The organism is Rosistilla carotiformis, assembly GCF_007753095.1.
Lineage (GTDB): Bacteria > Planctomycetota > Planctomycetia > Pirellulales > Pirellulaceae > Rosistilla > Rosistilla carotiformis.
In genome coordinates this window covers 6008599-6026298 of the sequence record NZ_CP036348.1, presented here as the reverse complement: position 1 = coordinate 6026298, position 17700 = coordinate 6008599, and the positions used below count along the sequence as shown (strand labels likewise).

Sequence of the window (17700 nt, the reverse complement as noted above, 5' to 3'; positions counted from 1 at the left end):
TCGTTCAGAATAACCGCTTATCCTAGTCACCGCACGTTTGTGGCCGATCGTTTTCCCCAGACAAACCCGCAAGTTTCCCCCCCGATGACCTCCCGAGAGATCGGGATTTGCTTGGGTTTAGCGATTATATCGAAGCTATCGAGAGTACCAGTAACGCTGGTGGCAGGGGGGGCGAGTGCCGATGTTCTAAAAAAGCCGGTTCATCGATACCCTCGATTTGGAGGGTCGGTGGCATCCTTTCTTCCTGAGCAACGATCGATGCGCCATCCAATCTCTACAATCGCGGCTTTGCTAGCCCTCTCCACGACCCCGATTTTCAATTCCGGGGAGACCGCAGCGGTCGATCTGGAACGGCAATACGGGCCTGCCGGACGGTTTCAGGTCGCGATGATCGAAGTTGCACCGGCTGCGCTACCTGTGGAGCAGCCATCGGACGAAAGTGAGACAACGACGGCTTCCGGGGAGGCCGATTCGGCCAAACGCGATCCGATTGCGGAGCGTATGGCGAGACTGACGAAGCCATTGGGGCAGATTCGGTTGGAACCGGTTTCGGATGGTTCGAAGTCGCCCGAAGACAAAGCGGCCGCCCAACTTTCGGGAGAAGTGACCGTCATCACCGCGGAATTTCTGCCGTTTGCACCCTTCGATCGTTATCCGATCTGTTCGTGTCACAATCCGTTGTATTTTGAAGAGCCCGATCTGGAACGTTGTGGCAATGGGTGTGGGATCGCAACGACCGCCGTTTCCGCTCTCCATTTTCTTGCCAACACGGTGACCCTGCCGTATCAAGTCGCCGCCGATCCCCCCTGCAAGACGCATTGTGCCTTAGGCGATTGTCGCTGCTGCGAACAAATGCCCCGCATGCGACCGTTTGAATGCAAGCTGCACGCGGCAACGTTACAGGGTTTGGCAACCGCCGGTTTTGTCTTTCTGCTTTTGTAGCGTCGACAGAACGACTTAAAGCAATCCGCCGTCGAGGGCTGGAGAATCCGAACAGCGGTCGCAGTTTGCGGTCGTCGGATTGGGGAAACAGGCCGACCGCTCACTGCGACACACTGATATAGTTATTGGCCCGAAGGCTTTGGACTACAGATCGATTTCGATCTTTTCCGCGTTGGCAGCTTCACGCAGCTTCGACAACGCACGGGCTTCGATCTGGCGAATCCGCTCTTTGGTGACGCCCAACTCTTCGCCGACCTCTTTCAAGGTCTGTGGTTCATTACGGCGTCCCAATCCAAAGCGAGCGCTGATGATCCGTTGTTCGCGATCGTCCAAGCGATTCAGGATTCGATTGACCTGACGTTGGCGACGTTGATGCGCCGATTCTTCGGCGATGGGATCTTTACGTTCATCTTGAGCGGCCAGGAACGGTTCCTCACCCGTGGTGCGGAAGCGATCGCGGTGCTTGAATTCGTCCGGAATCGTGCGGGCGAAGTTCTTCATGATCGACCAGCTAGCGTACGTGCTGAACTTGTTGCCACGAGCGTAATCGAACTTTTCGACCGCGCGGATCAACGACATGTTGCCGTCGCTGACCAGACCGAAGAAGTCGTCGGTCGATCCCACGTGTCGTTTCGCGATCGATACGACAAGACGCAGGTTCGATTGAACGATCTTGTTTTTGGTCTGCACCGCTTGTTCGTAAAGGGCTTCGATTTCGTCCATCAGCGAACCCTTGGCGTTGCCGGGAACCAGTTGCTCGCGCAGCTTGTTCGCTTTGTGCTTGAGGTAGTTCATCTTACGGAACAGGTAATATTCCTGTTCGCGATCCAACAGCGGCACGTCGTACAAGCTGGCCAGATAAGGTGGCAGTCCCGCGGGAACACGCAGCTTGCGCGGCGCTTTCTCTGGTTCGGGCATTGCACCGAGGATTTCTGGTTCGAGTTTCGCGTTTTCGAAGTCTTCGTTGTACATGTAGTCCAACGGCAGTTCCATGATCCGAGCGGCTCGCATGTCGACGAGGATCCGTTGGATGCTGCTACGCGTACGGCCGTAACGCTTGCACAATTGAGGGACGGTCGTGCCGCGACGGGCCAATTGGAAGATCGCTCGCTTGTCATCTTCGGTCAATGCACCGCGATGATTTGGGAAGATCGCCAGTTGGGGATTCTCGGCATCGTAGTTCTTCAGGGTGTAGCGGATCGTTTCAGCACTGCGGCTCATCCGCGCCGACAAGCGGCGGGTGACTTCCGACAGGCTGGTACCGCGAGTCGCCATTTGGCGAGCGCGTTCGATCATCTCCCCCTTCTCATCTTCGCTCAATTGGCTGAAGCGTTCGCCTCGCTTGACGCGATCCTTATTACGGGCAACAAAGTGCTCGACGCTGCTGTGCAGAAAGCCGACGCGCTTGCGTCCTTCAAACACGAAGCGGCGGCTCACCAAGCCCTGATCACGCCAACGGCTGATCGTCTTGGTCGAGACGTTAAACATCTTGCTGAGATCGTCGACGGTGTGGACCGGTTCGGTCGCTTCGTCGGCATTGACATCGGCGGCGTCCGAAACGTCTTCAACGAACAGACGCAGGTCGTGACGGATATCTTTGCCGTGCACCAATCGACGCGAGGGTTGCTCGGGGCGGTATTCCGTGATGCGGTAGCAGACGAGATCATAAGGATAATCCTTGTTGATCTCGATTTCCGAGAGCAACTTCTCCGCACGCGCGGCTTGTTCCAACTTTTTGCTGCGAGGAGCAAAACGTAGGTGGTCGCGCAGTTCCTTGACAGCTTGGTCGCGATAGTCTTCGTGCATCACACATATTCCCCGTATACCGACAGCGACGGCATCCCTACGACCCCGGCGGGTCGCTCCGTCATTGCTGCCTAAAATTAGGCCCGGGATTCGCCTCTTCCCGAGGCGGGTTAACACGGACGGCGGCTTCCGGACTCCTTGTCCCTCAACCAACCCATGTTACGAAAACCAAACGTGTTGAGTTCTTTTCAACACCTTGATTTCATAAATGGATACCGTTGTCCATGTACATCGTTCCAACTCAATCAATCTTGGGCGTCTGCCCTACAATTTGAATCCTATCATGAGTACGCGGGATCCGTTGTGAACCACACCACACATTCCAGAAAGCTTCGAGTCACAGGTCCTTACTAGGAAATTAGAGGCCAAACAGAATAAAAGCGTTCATGAATTTCCGTCCAATTTCGACTAAGTGTCTGAAAACAAAGGACTTAAATTTTTTAGCCCGCTTCGGTCACCCACCTTTGGAGCTTTGTAAGTTGTTCGTATCCTGTCCCCAAGCCGTGTAAAAACTGTCCTGTGGTATCAATTTGACGCCAGGTTGTCGCAATTTGCACCACCACGCTGCCAATTTGGCCACCTAGGATGCCTTTAGCCTGTCTCTATTGTATCGAGAGGGCAACCGACGCAGTTCCTGCGCCGATTCACCTGGTGAATTCCAGTGGCAGCCCTCGCCGCGGCGTTTATTCGTGACGCAATGCTTCGATCGGATTCATGCGAGCAGCGCGAATCGCGGGATAGAGGCCGCTGAGGATTCCGACGCCCATCGCGATCACCACAGCAATCGGAATCGATAGCTGGACGATTTGTGGCCGCGCCTCACGGATCGCCTCCGGTAGCGCAGCGAGCTTCTCGGGGATGAACTCGGTGGCCAGTAATCGCATGCCGTCGTACATCCAAGGACTCAGCAGCCCCAGGACGATTCCAAGCAGCGATCCGACGAAGCTGAGAACGATTGTTTCGACGAGAAATTGCCAAACGATATCGGCGCGCTTCGCCCCCAGGGCGCGGCGGATCCCGATCTCGCGCGTCCGTTCGGTGACGCTGGCCAACATGATGTTCATGATCCCGATACCGCCGACGAACAGCGAGATGAAGGCGATCAGGACGCCGATGCCGATAAACATCAGCCGCATGTTCTCGGCTTGTTCTAGTAATTCGAGTGGGAAGACGACCGAGATGTCGTTTAAAGCCGCATGCCGCGGCCCCAACAGATCTTCGATAAACGCGGCCGTTGTTCGCACATTGCTAACCTTATCGATCTTCAGGGTGATCTGGTTGAGTTCGACGATGTCCATCGAAAAGCTGCCGCTGCCGCGGGTCACGATCGTATCGCCGATCCGCTGTTCGAGTGTCTTCAGCGGGATGTAGACATCGCTGGAAAAGTCCTGCGAATCGAGCGAGCCGCCGATCGCGGCCGATGCAGTGCGGTGCTTCAGCACCCCGACGACACGATAAAAATCGGTGTGCTCGGGAAGATAGATCCGCTTGCCGATCGGGTTTTCAAATGGGAACAGCTTTTCAGCCACCTTGGCCGCCAATACGCAGACGCTGTCCCGTTTGACGTTGTTCAGGTCGGTGATGAATTGGCCTGAATCTCCCTCGGGGCCCGGTTGCAGTTCCAATTTCGTGACTTCGGCATATTCGGGAGTGCAGCCGACCAAGCGGCCATCGATCGACCGGTCCTGGTACATGAACTGGCGTTTGATTTCACGAATCGGCAGGGCGCTGCGAATCGTCGGCACGGTGGCGATCAATAGTTCCAGTTCGTCGCGTTGCAGACCGTAAGGAACCGCGCTGCGGCCGGCGAAGACGTCGCTTGGCGGCTTGACGGTGCGGACGATGATCGTGTCCGCACCAAGGCTCTCGATCTGTTCCTGGACTACACGACTGGCACCGTTGCTGATCGCCGTCAGCGCGATCACGACCGCGACGCCGATCAAGATGCCAAGCATCGTCAGACCGCTGCGGAGCGGATGCAGCATCAAACTCTTGACGCCCAGTCGGAAGGTTCTCAGAAGCAACATAGATGTTCAGGTTTCGTCGGTGTTGGCAATGCTTCGTAGGGTGAATCGGCAAGGGAAACGTCGGCGGCAGGGGCTTATTCGTCGCGGACCGCTTCGGCGGCAGCCAGCGAAGCCTGGCGCGCTCTGGTTCGCTCTTCCTCGCTGTTTTGTTTGTCGCTGCACAGCAGGCCATCCTTCAGACGAACGATGCGGCGGGCCCGTTCAGCGACGTCGTCTTCGTGCGTGACCAGAATGATCGTCCGCCCCTCGTTGTTCAATTGATCGAACATTGCCAAGATCTCAGCGGTTGTCCGCGAATCGAGGTTTCCGGTCGGTTCATCGGCGAGGATAAAATAGGGATCGTTGACCAGCGAGCGCGCGATCGCCACGCGTTGCTGTTGACCGCCGGACAGTTGTGTCGGGCGGTGGTCCAAGCGATCGCGCAAGCCGACAAGTGCGGCCAGTTCGACGCAGCGTTGACGCTCCTTGGGCCCCAGTCGCCCCTGGTAATACAGCGGCACTTGGATGTTTTCAACAACGGTTAATTGTTGGATCAGGTTGTACGATTGGAAGACAAATCCGATCCGGCGGCTGCGGACCTCGGCCAGTTTGTCGTCGGTCATGCGCGATATGTCGTCGTCCCCCAACAGCAGTTGTCCGCTGGAGGGTTTGTCGAGGCAGCCGAGCATGTTCAGGAGCGTGCTTTTGCCGCTGCCCGAAGGGCCCATGATGGCAACGTAGTCACCCTCGGGCACGTCGAACGAAACGCCGCGCAGCGCGCGGACGGTTTCGCTTTTGAGCACGTATTCCTTCTTCAGATCGCGGATCGAAGTCGCCAGTCGGACCATCGGATTATCGCCCCGCGCCGTTGTTGGAGGCGGCGAAGCGAGCAGCCATCGCGCTTGTAAGTTCGGCGCGCGTGACTTTGCCATCGCTGTCGGCATCGGCCGCTTTGGCCATCGATTGACGACGGTCTTCCATCTGCCCGATCTCCTCTTCCGAAAGCGAACCGTCTTTGTCGGTGTCCGATTCGTCGAAGATGCGTTTGACGATCGCCGCTGGCGACGGCGGTCCGCCACCGTCCCGACCTCCAGGACCGCGAGGTCCTTCGCCGCCAGGGGCGGAGGCTTGCGCGGGGCTGGGCCCATCGGCTGGTTGGGGCGCATTGGGGGGAGCGCCATTGGTGACCGAGACGCCTGTTTTGCCTTCGATCAAACCAGCCAAGCCGGTGTTGGTATCGGTCGATGCGGTCGGTAGATCGGTTAAGAGATTCAAATGCTGACGCAGGTTCAAAACGATCTCATCCCCTTCGTCCAAGCCCGATGCGATCGCAGCCAATTTGTCGTTGGTCGCATCGATTTCGATCTTGCGAGTTTCGAATTTGCCCTGCGGGGTGCGCACCAAAGCAAACGTTTGTTGGCTGTGTTCGTAGACCCCCTGGATCGGGATCTGCAACGCGTCGGGTTTCTGTTGGACAAAGATCTGCACCTCGGCGGTCATCCCGGTGCGGATGCTTTCAGGTGGATCGATGATCGCGATCGAGCAGGCGTATTCCTTGATCGACGACGTAAAGAAGCTGCTTGGTTCGGAGTAGCGGTTGACCTTGGTCACCTGGCCCAACAGTTCGACGCCGTTGAGCGACGAGACGCTGATCTTGCATGGCATGCCTTCGGAAACCAAGGCGATCCGCGATTCATTGATCTTCGCTTTAACCTGCATCTGCGTCGGATCGGGCAGGCGGATGATCGCTTGCCGTTCGCGAACGGTTGCGCCCGCTTCGACGACAAATTCGGCGTTGCCGCCGCGGCTGCTGAAGCGGTTGGCGTGAACAACCACCCCATCGCTAGGGGCGTAGATCACACAGGCCTCGATCTGTTCTTCCATCTCAGCATATTTGTCCTGTTCTTCACTGAGCGTGCTTTTGTTCGCTTCGAGGACCGCGCGAGCCGATTCGATGTCGCTGTCATATTGAACCAGGAACTTTTGTTTGGTCAGTTCCTGCAAAACCTTCAGCCGCCCCTGAGCAGCTTCCAGTTGGTTTTGCGTATTGGCGACGGCAAACTGATCGGCTTCCATTTGCAGCGATTTGACCAGCCCTTTGGCGACAAGTCGTTGGGTGCTGGCGAGGGCCAATTGCGCTTTACGGAGTTCCTGTTCGGCGACCGCCAGTTCGCTGAGGATCGCTTTCTCTTCGGTCTTAAAGGTTCCCTCGAGGTACTCTTGCCGCGAGATCTCAGCCTGTTTCAACAATGCCGCTGCGTTGGTCACATTGGCTTCGGCCCCCAGTAGCACGATCCGCTGCGTCTTTAGGTCCTGCTCCAGTTGGGACGAATCGAGTTCGACCAGTTTGTCACCCGCTTTCACCCGGGCTCCTTCATCGATGACCCACAGGATCGCCGTGCCACCGCCGCCGCGGGCCTCGACTTCGCATTCGAGTTCGATGTTTTTACTGCTTTCGATCTCCCCCTGTTCGAGCACGATGTGGTCGAACGCGCCACGACGAACGACATCGGTAATCAATTCACCGGTGTTTTTCGCTTTGGCGGGACGAATCTTGACGTACCAGTAGGCGCTTCCTCCCACTGCGGCCAAAACGATCAAAATCGATAGGATCGACAGCATTCCGCCGCGGCGGATGGGGGCAGGTTGTAATCGAGGCTTCATGAGGGGGAATCTCCGCTGACAAAGGGCGCCAGCCAAACGGAAAGGTGGGGATGTATCCAGAGGGACTGCGCGTCATCACGACGTCGCACGACATCAAAGTTCAGTATAGACGGCTAGGGAGCCGGCGAAAGCAACGAACTCAAAACTTGCAGCGCCCACGATGCACTGCTTCATCGACGGTGTGCGAAAAACGCGACGATTACCAGTCAAACCCCGGCCGACACGATTAAGACCGCAAAAACAATCGAATTGCGGGGCGGAGGGTCAGCGGACCCCTTCGAATAGCCGCGATCCGATCCGTACGCAGGTCGATCCGTGAGCGATCGCCGCTTCAAAATCGCCACTCATGCCCATCGAAAGTTCTGGCAACGGCAGTCCGGTTGTAGCGGTCAAGCGATCTCGGAGAGCGGCCAGCGCGGCGAAATCGACCGCCGGATCGTGATCGGGGCGATCAAACGAGGCCATCCCCATCAGGCCGACAATTTTTAGCGCGGGCAACGCGATCAATGCGGGGAGAATCTGGTCGATCTGTGTTGGATCAAAACCGTGCTTTTGCTGATCGCCAGAGACGTTGATCTCCAGCAGGCAGGAGGTGCTTTGCCCCAGTTCGGCACTGTTTTCGGAGACCGTTTGGGCCAAGCGGAGCGAATCGACCGAATGCAGGCGGTGCAACAACGGCACCGTCCGCCGCGATTTGTTCCGCTGCAAGTGTCCGATGAGATGCCAGCGGATCGATGGATCGGCCAGCGCTTCCGCTTTTTGCCACAGCACCTGCGGACGATTCTCGCCAAGATCATGGCAGCCGGCCCGAACCAATGCCTGCGTCATCGCGGCGTCGACATATTTCGTGACCCCCACGATGGTCACATCCTCGCGGCTTCGACCCGCCGAACAGCACGCGGCGTCGACTTGATCGCACACTGCTTGCCAATTGTCGTCGATCCGTTTCTGGATGGTTGCGGAAACCTGGTCGGTCACGTTCGTTGGTTTCCAACTCTATTGGAGGTGATTGGTGCGGACGACTTGGTCGATCAAACGGTCGAGCTTATCACCCGAAAATTCCATCCTGGCAGCAGCCAACGCAAACAAACGCTTTTCGGATTCAGACATCTGCCCGTCGGCGGCCATCATCCGAATCAGATCGCTCAAAACCGCTTCCTGTTCCTCCGCGTCGGTTGGCAGTTCCAACCGGGCATCATCCCCCAGGGCATACGAGACCGCGTCGCAGAGTTCCTGTTCCTCGAAGCCAAGTTCCGCGCAGCGTTGGCTCAGCAGCGACAGTTCGTGTTCGGCCAGCGCGCCGTCGGCGATGGCCATCACGACCAGATTTTTCAAGTAAGCGATGCGATCCATCGATTGGGGGTTCCCGAAGCGTTCGCGAAATGTATCCGTAAGCGGCGTTCACGGCGCGTCGATTCCAATTGGCGGAAGGCTCGCATTTCCTCACGTCGACAAATCGAACGCGGGGCGGAGACTGAGCCCGCTTCGATTGGAAAACGGCAGGCCCTGATTGCCAAGACGCCGTTGGTTCCGCTTGCGGAATCCATTATCTTCCGCGTCGATGGCATTGGCAACCTGCCGTGGAATCCGACGGCAGACGCAAGCGTCTTGATGATGAGGCGAGGCCGGCAGTACGTAATCGCTAGCTGCGTCAACCGCGGAAGGTTTCGCGAGCCTGCCGGGAGTCGTTGTTTTCCCTACCGGACGACTCTCATTCCTTGATATCCAACGTGAACGAATTTTCCGTCCCTTCGGCGACGGTGATGCTCAGCGGAGTCGTCTTGGCAGAGGCGAACTTTTTCGGAAACGGAGTCGGCGTGGCGACAGCCGACGGGGCGCTGCCCGGTTCCGGTGGAACGGGATCCACTTCGGGAGGAAGTAAGGTCACCTGATAGGTTCCGTAGGGGACGTGCTCGAGACTGGCGACACCTTGCGGGTCCAAAGTCGCGCCGCCTCCCTGCCCGGACAAGTTTAATTGGCCCGCCGGCACGGGTTGGCCTCCTGAGAGGATCGTGATCGAAACCGCTTCGCCCGGGTGTAGGTAGTCGGGTTCGTGATCACACCCAATCGAAACGAAGAGGCCCGTCATCGCCAACAGGGAACGCAAAACATGCCTGTGCGTCTTGGGGCAATGTTTAAAAGTGAAGTGCATCGTTTGGTCTGTGAGTGGTGGATGAAGATGTGTGTGACAATTAACGATTGCCCTGTCGGCAGACGATCGCAATGGCGGAACGCTTGGTTCCGCCAGAAACATTTAGCGAGGTGAATGTTAGAACTCGCCCATCACCTGGCCGTCGTCGCGAATGCTCAGCTTGATCATCGTGTCGAGTTCGATCGTCTCGGTCACAAAGCGGACGGCGCCATCGGTCAACAGGCCGTGGATTCCGCCCGGGTGGAACGAGTTGAGGATGGTGTTCACTTCGTATTGGCTGCTAGCACTCGACGGAGCCCCCGATTTCCAGAACGCGTTGGGGGAATAACGAACTGTGGTGATTCCACCCGCATAAGCGGCCAAGCTGGAGAACGATGAAAGGCTCATGTTTTCCAACATCTGTTCGCCCGAATTGTTCACCCAACCGTGCCAACCGCCCAACGGATTTGCGCTGGCTTCTTTGCCGTTCACGTTTCCCGATTGTTCGGCGATGATCAACGTGCTCGACGTGCCGTCGGTGCAATCGCGGAATCGCTTGTTGAAGTAGACCATCATCATGCCGTTGTTGCAGTAGGTACCGCCGCTGACGATATTGTCGGCCGTGCAGGCAGTCGTCCGGCCACTAAGGTCGGGGGTCGCCCCCGAGACGCCGACGTAATCCATGACCATGCTTGTGATATCGGTCGTCGAATAGCGAGACAGCGGAATGTCGGCGATGTTCGTTGCCCCATGAGGACTCGACGGACAGACGTACCCGGCGATTCGCAGCGTCCTCAATACCGTGTTGTTGGTGAACGGACCGCTGTGTGCCCAGAAGGTGCCGGTTTCGAAATCAATCTGATCGTGTGCTGCGGTCTCCTCGATGAACGGCAGGATCAGAGCGCGCCAATTGGTGCCTTTGCTGTTGTAGAACGCGCCGACGGGAAACGTCTTGTGGACGTCGTGGTAGTTATGCAGTGCCAAACCGATCTGTTTCATGTTGTTTGAGCAGGACATCCGGCGTGCGGCCTCGCGAGCTGCTTGGACTGCGGGAAGCAGCAGGCCGACCAAGATACCGATGATGGCGATGACAACTAACAATTCGACCAGGGTGAATCCCGATCGCAGAGACTTAGACTTCATGGGGAAGGGTCCAGGAATAGTTGGTAGGAAGGGTGGTGCCTGGAAGGAAATCCGAGGCGGGTAGGAAGGACGGGCTCAATCGAACCTCGTAAGGCTCGCTACTGCAACCTGAGTGCCAATCGTTCGTTGAATCAAGAAGATTGACTGCCGTGCGACAAGCCGAGTCGCCATCGAGACGACGCATCGGGGTGGATCGGGGCCGCCCTGGCAATCGTTGTTCGATTCGCCACCGTAAGGCTTCGGCGATCGGGAACAGAAAATTTTGGCGTCTACACGGTGGCAGAATGCAAAAGCCCGGTAAGTGTTCGCTAACCAGCGATCGGGTGCTTTAGGAATAGGCTCTTTTGCAGAGAAGGTCGACGCGATGGCGAAGTAGGGCGGGCAGGACTTGAACCCGCGACCAAGGCATTATGAGTGCCCTGCTCTAACCGACTGAGCTACCGCCCCTTATTTCACCATCATGCTTCGCGGGGATCGTGCTTGACGAACGTTCACCAAAACGATCGTTCATCAGACCGCCGCCGATGCGAAAGCATAGTATCTTCGCCCAGGCGGCTCGGTTCAAGCGGGGAATGATCGCCCCTGCGGAAGGATCATCGTGTGGCGCGGCGGGCCGATTGGGCCACTTGCAGGTATCCAATCATCGTCTTGTTCGATCGGATGATGAAGAATTGCGACTGGCTGCCGCTGCGAAATTCGTCGCTTCGCAAGATGTAGTCGAGGTCGTTGAGGCTGGACGTCTGCCAGTTGCGGATTCCCAAGAGGACGTCTCCCGATTGCATGCCCTGGCGATCGGCTTGGCTGCCGGGGCGGACCGAAGTGATCTTCAGCCCCGCTCCGTAGGCGGTTTCCATGCGACGATTCAGGTCCTGCATCGTTGTTTCTGCGACAGGTTCCCCTTGGATTCCGAAGGAGGTCCAGATCCGCTGAGCTACCGGAGTGGCAGGTGTTTCGCTTGATCGCGGGTGAGGCTGAGATCGCAGTGAGACCAGCGTGACGTCCCCCTTGGTGTTGGCAACTTCAAATTCGATTGCGTCCCGCGATGTCAGTTCCAACATCGCGAATTCGAAATCCATGTGGTTGCGGACGCTGTGACCATTGATCTGCAAGATCCGATCTCCCGTGTCGACTCCTTCTTTTTCGGCGGAGCTGCCGCTGGCGACACTGGTGACCACAAATTCGGATTCATCCTTGTCGTTCCACTGGGTAACGCCACGGATTCCATGAGTGATTTGATTGACGGTCTTCTGTTGAATCAGACCCGACACGATATCCAGCACCTGGTCGACAGGAATCGTAAACGCGATCCCTTGAGCTCCCACGCGGACGGCGACGTTGATTCCGATCATCTGGCCATCAAGGTTCAGCAACGGGCCGCCCGAATTGCCAGGGTTGATCTCGGCACTGGTCTGAATCAAATCGGTGTAACTTTGTTCTTCGTTCACCGGCACATCGCGATGCAACGCACTGACGATACCCTGGGTGACTGTATGTTCGTATCCAAACGCGTTGCCGATCGCGATCACTGTCTCGCCGACCCAGAGATCTTCGGAGGTTCCGATCCGAATCACGGGAAGCGGCTCGCGAGCGTCGATCTTTAAGACGGCCAGATCGGTGCGAAGGTCGTGAGCGATTACGCGGGCAACGGCCGGACGGCCATCGGCCAGCGTCACGCGGATGTCGTTGACATCTTGGACGACATGAAAGTTGGTAATGACGTAGCCGCGAGGATCGATCACGACTCCCGTTCCCATGCCATTGACCTGTTGGAACGACTGGCCTTGGCCAGGAAGGCCACCGGCACGCACCGTCTTGTGTCCGTGAATGTTCACCACCGACGGTGACGCTTCGCGAACGACCCGGACGATCGGAGTTTCACGATTCGAACCCGATGCCGTCTGAGCGGTGTGGGCCAACATCGTGCAAATCGTTGCCAGGCACAACACGCTGCTTCGAAGAAGTCTTGTCATGGATGCGGGTCGCAGTTTCATAGGTCCCTACGCGATACCTTGTTAGGGCATGCTAGCGAGAACGCACCGAAACCTGCGGGATGAGGCTCAACATGTTCCCTATTATAACTCTTACGAGCCTTAGCATCGGAACATCGTTGTTAGCAGCTTGACGCCTGCAACCATTGAGCCGCAAGGTTTAACTGGCTTGCGCAGTCGACTGAGTGGATTCGGCCCTCTGGTTAGACTGAGTAGTTTATGCCTGGCGGGGAAGCCTCCTGCTGCGTTGGGGGAGTGTCGATTGGTTCGGCGGCCCCCGATGACGGCAGCGGTCGCAGCGGAGGAAGCATTTCCATTGCTTCGGGATCGCAAGGGGCGGCCATTGGCATCGCTCCCCCACCTTCGAAGACGGGCCGTGTGGGGAGGGAATGGAACAGTGGCCAAGGAACCTTGTTTTTCTTCTCACGCCGATGCTGGCATTCCATGCAGTCGCTGAGGCCGCAGGTACAGGCAGATTCGTAGTCCGCAGCGTGCGGATTGCGATAGCGAACGCTAGGAAAACAGTGGCATCCGCTGGCGATCGATAAGATCGCAAGGGTTAAGAAAACCGCGAATTGTGGTTTTTGAAACATCTCAGCCAGCTAGCATTTCGAGAGAGACAGAGCGCAATCGTGCACCGAAATCCCCCTGCCCTAGGGATCGTCATGCGCGACGTGTTCCGATTAGGTAAACTGAGCGAAGTTTTTCAATTATGTTGAAAAGTCCGATTTTTGCAGCGAATGCGAAGGGGATTGAGGGGGCACGGGGCTGCGTTTTCAGTTTTTTTGAAGCGGATTGGGTTCGATGGCCAAGATACCCGTTTGTTCCGCGAATCAGACCGGTAGGGACAACTGCATCGGCATGCGTTGATGTGGAGGCACGACTTTGCCGTGGCTGCTAAAAATGAAAGCTTGCGACGGTAGGAAGTCATGTCTCCGGCATGGCGGTTGAAAACCGAACGTTGCGTTGGGGGAACGCTGCAACCACCTCTGGAAGGGCCTTTTGACATGTTGATCGACGCGGAACGGGTTCCCGGTGCGACACCGCCTGCGATCCTGGACGTCCCCCTCCAAGATATCGGTTGGAATTTGGACGCGAACCCATCCGGTAGCCGCTGGAAATCGATTGCGTCGGGTGCGTTGAAGTGGGGCGTGGTCCGGCCATTTCAAACCGCCAGTCTGATCATTTTATTGGCGTTGCTCAGCGCCCTCCCCGTGCTGCAATTGATTGCCTTGGGGTATCTGTTGGAAGTCAGCGGCCGAGTCGCGCGCAGCGGGCGTTTGCGGGACGGATTGTTCTTGTTGGATCAAGCCGGCCGGATCGGCATCGCAGTGGTTGCGATACTGATTTTGACCTTGCCAATCCGGCTGGTCGCCACATGGGCTCAGGCGGCGCAATGGGTTGATCCGGGAGGCCGTGCTGCCGCGGTGTTGCCCGTCTTCGGCACCGCCTTGGTGATCTTGATTGCGGCGCACCTGGGATGGGTTTGGTTTCGCGGCGGCCGGTTGCGGAGCTACTTTTGGCCGCGGCCGATTCGGTTTCTCAAACAAGTCTGGCGACCAGCCACTTGGATCGAAGCACGCGATCGCTTGTGGGACTTTGTCGCTTCGATGCAACTGGGCCAACTGTTTTGGCTGGGCACGCGTGGCATACTCGCCACGCTCGTCTGGCTGTTGATTCCCGCTTCGATTTTGATCGGCACGACCCGCGATGGGCAGACCGGCGTCGCAGCGCTCGTCGGAATCATCGGCTTCATCTCGATGGCGATCGTGCTGCTGTATCTGCCGTTCCTGCAGGCCCGTTTCGCGGCGGAGAACCGCTGGCGAGCGATGTTCGAAGTGCGTCCGATCCGCGAAGCCTTTCGGGCATCCCCGGTTTTCTTCTGGCTCGGCCTGACACTCACTCTGCTTTTTGCTGTGCCGCTGTATTTACTGAAGATCGAAGCGACACCTCAGGAAGTGGTCTGGCTGCCTTGCATCGTCATGGTCGCCTTTATGCTGCCGGCGCGATTGTTCACTGGGTTGGCCGTCGGGCGAGGTCAGCGGCGGACACCCGGTGCGACGCGTTGGCACAAGACGCTGCGGATTGGCGTGCGTCTGCTGTGCCTCCCGATCATCTTCGGTTACCTCGGGATCGTCTTCCTTTCGGCCTTCACAAGCTGGGATGGACTGGCCACTTGGTTTCAGCAACACGCCCTGTTAATTCCCGTTCCCTTCAATGCGGGCGTGTAGTCGCACCGCGGCGGGGTGCGGCGCTTAGAAATCGCGAAACGGACCTCGCGGTTCGGCAGCTTCCATCTCGGCGATCCAGTTGGCGTAGCGTGCTTGAACGCGTTGCAAAACCTCAGGATGCGATTCGGCGAGGTTATTGCGTTCACCCGGATCGGCTTCCAGATCAAAAAGTCCTCCGGTGCGTCCCGCCATGTCGACCCACTTCCATTGGCCGACCCGCGCTCCGATCATATCGCGTCGCTTCCAAAACATCTCCTTGCGCGGCGATGGTTGTTGGTTGCAGAGGGTGGGCCACCAATCGAAGCCGTCCAGTACAACATCGTCGGGAGCTTCGGCCCCCGCGGCTGCGGCGAGGCTGGGCAACAATTCGAGGCTCGACAAAAGTTCGTCGTTCACCTGCATCGGTTTCACGCCGCCGTCGGGCCAGCGGACGATACAGGGGACGCGAATACCTCCCTCCCACGTCTGTCCCTTGTGGCCGCGCAGCGGTGCATTATCGGCACCGCCGCTGCCACCGTTGTCGGAGAAAAAGATCACGATCGTGTTGTCGAGTTGTTGCAATTGTTGCAAACGATCCAGCAGTTTGCCGATTGACGCATCCATGCAGGTGACGGCCGCGCGGTAGTCGCGCCGTCGTGCCGCTTGCGTGGCAACCGTTGCCGGGGCACCGTAGCGATACTTTTTATTGATCTGTGTTTCGGGATCGACCGCCGGATACATGTCCTTGAATTCCTGCGGCGCTTGGACCGACGACCGGATCTCCGGTTCAAGTGCCGACGAATTGTGAGGGGCGTTAAAGGGCAGGTACAGAAAAAACGGGGCCTTGCCGGCGTGTTGGTCGATGAACCGCATCGCCTCGCGTTCAAACAGGTACGTGCAATACGTTCCCTCATCTTCGGTCGTTGGCGATTTGTTGCGAAACATGCTGGGGACGCCATATCGCCGGTGGGTGAAATAGTCGATGCCGGTGTTGACGAAGCCGTAGAAGTCATCGAAGCCACGCGAGGTTGGCAGGAAACGCTTCAGTGTTCCCAGGTCCCACTTGCCGTAGATGCCGCACTTGTAGCCCGCCGGTTGGAGAACCGCGGGTAGGATCACTTCGCGTTCGTCCATCCCTCCGACGCGCTCGAACGACACGTCGTACGCTTCCGGTGAATACTTGTGGCCGTAATCGGGAGCCTCATTGCGGATCATGTCATAGATCCCGTTGCGCTGCGGATAGCGTCCGGTCAAAAGACTCGCCCGCGACGGCGTACAAGCGGGCCAAGCGACGTAGAAGTTCGTCAGCCGCGTCCCTTCCTTTGCCAAGCGGTCGAGGGTGGGAGTGATGATCCCGTTACCGAGGATGCCGAGGTCGTTGTAGCCTTGGTCGTCCGAGACGATCAGCAGGATGTTGGGTTGAGGGGCGGCGTGCAGCGTGCTGGCGAGCAGCAGAAGCGAGGCTGCTAGCCGAAGAGGAAGGCGAAGCACAGCGATGTCCTTTGGAGAGCCTGGAGGTGGGAGCGAACGTCGGTTGACGATTCTACACCAGATCTCCAGGGGGCGTCGGAAGGACCAACGCCCGGCGGCCCCCCCATGACGCCGTTTTTGCTCGTGATCAATCGCTGCCGCTGGCTGTCAGCGTGTAGGTGCTGGCCAGTTGCAGCGGACCGGCTTCGATCGTGTCGGATTGAAAGTTGCTGTCTCGCGGGAAGCCGTTATTGATGAAGCCGTCTTCGTTTTCATCGAACAATTGTTTGACCGAACCATCGGCCATCACGACGTTGCAGATGCCCCGATGCAGCGGAAACATGCCGCGGTAATCTTGCAGTGTTTCTTTGTTCCAGACCTTCCACCAACCCGACGCACCTTCGCGTGCGGTCCCCCCGGCAAACGATGGCGTGACGAGTCCGGAAGTGGTGATGGCACCACCCACCACCGTGCGGGTCATCAATTCGCCCGCCAAACGGTCGCCAATATTCTCCGAGAGTGTGTCGTTGGCCTTGGCGTCGCACAACAGCGGGATCGTGTAGCCAGGGACGCGGGCAGAATCGATCTGTTTGGTGGTCAACGCACCCAACGTCACGTTCGGGCTATTCATCTCCGAACTGCATGCCGCTTTGATCGGGTCGAGGTTGCCGTCGTCGTCCAACCGCACACCGCTGCGAACCAGGAACCACGAGGCGGCATAGTTCGTGTTGAATCCGCGATCGTAGACATCGCTCGTCAGCACCTGCATCCGTTCGGTACTGGCCGGGCCATACGCATTGTCTGTAATGGTCAACGCATAATTTTTGGCGATCGTTCCATCGACTTGTGTCACCGCGTCTTTTCCCAAACGTGGCGCACAGGCTTCGTTGCTGGCGTCGGCGACCGACATTTGGATGAGATCGCGGTAGGCGACGCTGATCTGCGACGGGTTCGAGGCACAGCGGAATTCGCTAGGGGCTAAGCCATCGCGAACCAGATCGGCAACCCAGCCAATGTCGGTCACGGCACCATCGTTTGCCCAGTCGAAGGAACCACTGCACAGCCGGCCTTTGTCTTGTTCGGCACGGGCGATCAAAGCGGTTCCCATCTGTCGCAGGTTGTTTGCGCATTGGGTTTGCCGAGCCGCTTCGCGGGCCATGTTGATCGCTGGCAGCAACAGGCTGACCAAGATGCCAATAATGGTGATCGTCACCAACATTTCGATGATCGTGAAACCGCGACGTTTCATAGCAGCTTTGCCTGGGTTTAGAAGATTTCCACGTCGATCCGTGGCGGTCGGGGCCGGCAACGCGACGATGCCGTTGCGAGTTCGAATCCCC

At 57.7% G+C, this 17700-nt stretch carries 14 protein-coding genes and 1 tRNA gene; 2 read left to right on the top strand and 13 right to left on the bottom strand.

The features are described 5' to 3' along the window. Positions 1-258: 258 nt before the first annotated feature. Positions 259-942 carry a hypothetical protein gene (locus Poly24_RS21860; protein WP_145100649.1) on the top strand — a complete coding sequence of 228 codons (684 nt, stop codon included), beginning with the start codon at positions 259-261 and terminating at the stop codon, positions 940-942. A 144-nt stretch (positions 943-1086) separates the two neighbouring features. Here Poly24_RS21860 and Poly24_RS21855 read toward each other — a convergent pair whose 3' ends face one another. The 11 genes from Poly24_RS21855 to Poly24_RS21805 all read right to left on the bottom strand — a co-directional run bounded on the left by Poly24_RS21855 (position 1087) and on the right by Poly24_RS21805 (position 13273). Further along, positions 1087-2748 carry a sigma-70 family RNA polymerase sigma factor gene (locus Poly24_RS21855; RefSeq protein WP_145100646.1) on the bottom strand — a complete coding sequence of 554 codons (1662 nt, stop codon included), beginning with the start codon at positions 2746-2748 and terminating at the stop codon, positions 1087-1089. Between the two features lie 683 nt (positions 2749-3431). Beyond that, entirely contained in the window at positions 3432-4775 is a 1344-nt protein-coding gene (locus tag Poly24_RS21850) for an ABC transporter permease (RefSeq protein WP_145100643.1), read from the bottom strand. A 74-nt stretch (positions 4776-4849) separates the two neighbouring features. Further along, positions 4850-5602 carry an ABC transporter ATP-binding protein gene (locus Poly24_RS21845; RefSeq protein WP_197452088.1) on the bottom strand — a complete coding sequence of 251 codons (753 nt, stop codon included), beginning with the start codon at positions 5600-5602 and terminating at the stop codon, positions 4850-4852. 4 nt (positions 5603-5606) lie between these two features. Next, positions 5607-7418: an HlyD family efflux transporter periplasmic adaptor subunit gene (locus tag Poly24_RS21840; RefSeq protein ID WP_145100637.1), complete on the bottom strand. Its 1812-nt coding sequence runs from the start codon at positions 7416-7418 to the stop codon at positions 5607-5609. A gap of 264 nt (positions 7419-7682) precedes the next feature. Next, the gene (locus Poly24_RS21835) at positions 7683-8396 is read right to left on the bottom strand and encodes a YggS family pyridoxal phosphate-dependent enzyme (RefSeq protein WP_145100634.1); all 714 of its coding nucleotides are present in this window, start codon (positions 8394-8396) and stop codon (positions 7683-7685) included. Positions 8397-8414: 18 nt separating this feature from the next. Then, entirely contained in the window at positions 8415-8771 is a 357-nt protein-coding gene (locus Poly24_RS21830) for a tellurite resistance TerB family protein (RefSeq protein ID WP_145100631.1), read from the bottom strand. Positions 8772-9129: 358 nt separating this feature from the next. Next, positions 9130-9570 carry a DUF4382 domain-containing protein gene (locus Poly24_RS21825; protein WP_145100628.1) on the bottom strand — a complete coding sequence of 147 codons (441 nt, stop codon included), beginning with the start codon at positions 9568-9570 and terminating at the stop codon, positions 9130-9132. Positions 9571-9687: 117 nt separating this feature from the next. Then, a complete protein-coding gene (locus Poly24_RS21820; protein ID WP_145100625.1) occupies positions 9688-10692 on the bottom strand; it encodes a DUF1559 domain-containing protein in 1005 nt (334 codons plus the stop codon). 373 nt (positions 10693-11065) lie between these two features. Next, positions 11066-11139, bottom strand: a tRNA-Ile gene (locus Poly24_RS21815). A 146-nt stretch (positions 11140-11285) separates the two neighbouring features. Further along, a complete protein-coding gene (locus Poly24_RS21810; protein WP_145100622.1) occupies positions 11286-12662 on the bottom strand; it encodes a trypsin-like peptidase domain-containing protein in 1377 nt (458 codons plus the stop codon). Between the two features lie 221 nt (positions 12663-12883). Continuing rightward, entirely contained in the window at positions 12884-13273 is a 390-nt protein-coding gene (locus tag Poly24_RS21805) for a hypothetical protein (protein WP_145100619.1), read from the bottom strand. A 336-nt stretch (positions 13274-13609) separates the two neighbouring features. Here Poly24_RS21805 and Poly24_RS21800 point away from each other — a divergent pair, with 336 nt between their 5' ends. Next, entirely contained in the window at positions 13610-14911 is a 1302-nt protein-coding gene (locus Poly24_RS21800; protein ID WP_231753280.1) for a DUF4013 domain-containing protein, read from the top strand. Positions 14912-14935: 24 nt separating this feature from the next. Here Poly24_RS21800 and Poly24_RS21795 read toward each other — a convergent pair whose 3' ends face one another. After that, complete coding sequence (locus Poly24_RS21795) at positions 14936-16381, bottom strand: sulfatase-like hydrolase/transferase (RefSeq protein WP_231753279.1); 1446 nt, start codon at positions 16379-16381, stop codon at positions 14936-14938. A gap of 127 nt (positions 16382-16508) precedes the next feature. Then, positions 16509-17609: a DUF1559 family PulG-like putative transporter gene (locus tag Poly24_RS21790; protein WP_145100616.1), complete on the bottom strand. Its 1101-nt coding sequence runs from the start codon at positions 17607-17609 to the stop codon at positions 16509-16511. Positions 17610-17700 lie beyond the last annotated feature (91 nt).